General features: G+C 54.7%; 1 protein-coding gene. It reads right to left on the bottom strand.

Annotation, left to right across the window (positions count from 1 at the left end):
- Nucleotides 1-2,225: DEAD/DEAH box helicase (locus tag K309_RS38900; protein WP_035878926.1), on the bottom strand; the 2,225-nt coding region annotated here is incomplete at both ends.

A 2,225-nucleotide genomic window follows, 5' to 3' on the forward strand; every position in this document is an offset into this window, starting at 1 on the left:
TCTACAGAGATGGTCGCGCCGGAATGCCCTTCTGTGACCTTGATGCCTACGACGTCTGCGGACTCGCCCGAGCCGTCGTCATCGTAGATGACGTCATACCCTCCTGCCCTCTTAAGCTCTTCGATAACCCTGTACTGGATGGAATCCTTCTCACAAGTTACCCCCTGCGCTTCCTTTTTCAGATTGACGTCGGACCAGTCCCAGACCTCAATGCGGTCTCGATCATACGGCGCATAGATGTCAGGCAACGCGACAAGCAAACTACCTTCCAGGTAGGAACCATCAGCGAAGGTAATGACTGGAGGGTTTTCATCGAAAAATTGAGAGAGCGGCCAAGATTGCAGCCGTTTCGTCAATGTGCCGGCGGCCCCCACTGGAACGAAGCGGTAGGTTGAGACGGAGTCATCATCGATCGGCATTATCTCGAGCCGGAGTACCACTTCAGCGGAATCGCTGAACACCCGGAACATGATGTCTCCCGTCTCGGCCGGGCTGACCAACTCGATACCGAGATTCCAGAACTCTGTCTTTTGCGCGTCACCGAGCGTGACCGAATACACGCTTTCCAGTTCCTGATAGATGCTGTCTGGCCAATCTACGGCAATTGGCATGGCAGTTGGACGCGCCTTTACAAGTTTAGGGACAAGGGTTCCCTTGAGCACTGCTTCCGGGTCGATGTTCTCGTCGATGACTTTCGAGCCGACGTGCTTGCACCAACGTGCGAAAGAGTCTAAGCGCAGCCGTTGGAATGACCACACGCGACCCCGCTTCGCTGCGCCGACAGTCGCAATCGCTCCATTTTCATAACCAACCCCGGAAATCACTGCACGGCGTGCGGTTTTCTTGGACGCCTCTGACAAGCGGGCGGCAACATCTGCGCCCATGCGAGCGATGTAGCGAATCTGCCGACCAAATTGCTCGTTCATTCCCAGATTCGTAAGCAGTAGGCGCTTGACTCCATGGAAGCATCTATAAAGTTCGGGGTCTTGGATAAGCTCCACATCTTCGCCGCAGAGCACCTTGGCCATCGTTCGATACTCGCCACTCTTCGAGGAGCCATGGATGTAGAGAAGGTCCTTCTCCTTGTCCCAAATTGAAACGAGCAACTCCCACTCCCAGTCCTTCACAGCCTCAATATCAGTCCAAGGGACGGACTTGCTCGTACCAAGCACGACAATGAGCATGTTTTCCTTGGCGTTCAGCGTATCTCGGACCTTATCCGTGGGGGACAGACCAGTCAATCCTTTACGATAGTTCCCGGGCTTCCAAGCGCTGCAACGAGTGCGATAGACCACCATGCTGGTTGCTGGCCGTATCTCCTGCAATGGGATTTCGCCTTCAAACGGTTCGAACCCCCCCAGGAAGTCTCGAGCCTCTACTTGCTTGTCTATCTGGGTATCGCTCAGTTCTTGCAGCAGTTCGTTCCAGTCCGGATCTTGACTGTAGAGCTTCTGGAGCTCATCCCTGACGTCAACGTTAGCGACATTGGCGATGAATGTCGGGCTCCCCAGGTCCGATCTGCTGCGTGTGAATCTACCTGCAAGCTGCAGCGTAACGGGAAGGCTCTTTCGTACGTCATGAAACGCTGCGATTTTCAGCTCCGGCATGTCGAAGCCCTCACCGAGCATATCAACGCACACCACTATTCTCGATTTCCCCGACATCAACTTCTGGAGCGCCTCCCTCCGCTCCCCCACTTTGAGCTGGCTGTGAAGAAGTATCGGGTTGTACCGACCGAGTCCCTCATAGGTTTCGAAAACTCGCTTCGCGCGTGGGATGTCGTAGGCGCGCGCCATTGCCACATGGAGGCCGGTCTGGTCATTCTCCAGTTCTTGGATTGTGGCCTTGGCGATGGCTACATCCGCCTTGTCGTCGTTAAACTCGAAAACCGACCGGAACGTGATTGGCTGGAAGTACCCGTCTTTCTGCGCTTGGCGCAGGGGATAGCGGTAGATAATTTTTCCATCGATAAGTTGGTCGTCGTCTCGAAAAGGCGTGGCCGTGAACTGGAGAATTCGGCGCTTGCCAAAGTGGGCTTTGAAGCGTTTCCACGTTGGCGCCTCGGCGTGATGGGCTTCGTCAATGAATAGATGGGTGCAGAGATCGGAAATGCGTTCCTGCAAGTGGGTCGGAAACTGTCCGGCAATGTGGCTGGTGGTAACGACCACATTACAAGGCTCGAAGAAGGCGGTTAAGGCTTCAGCAGTTTCAAACTTGTGCTCAAG

Source organism: Cupriavidus phytohabitans, from assembly GCF_000426345.1.
Lineage (GTDB): Bacteria > Pseudomonadota > Gammaproteobacteria > Burkholderiales > Burkholderiaceae > Cupriavidus.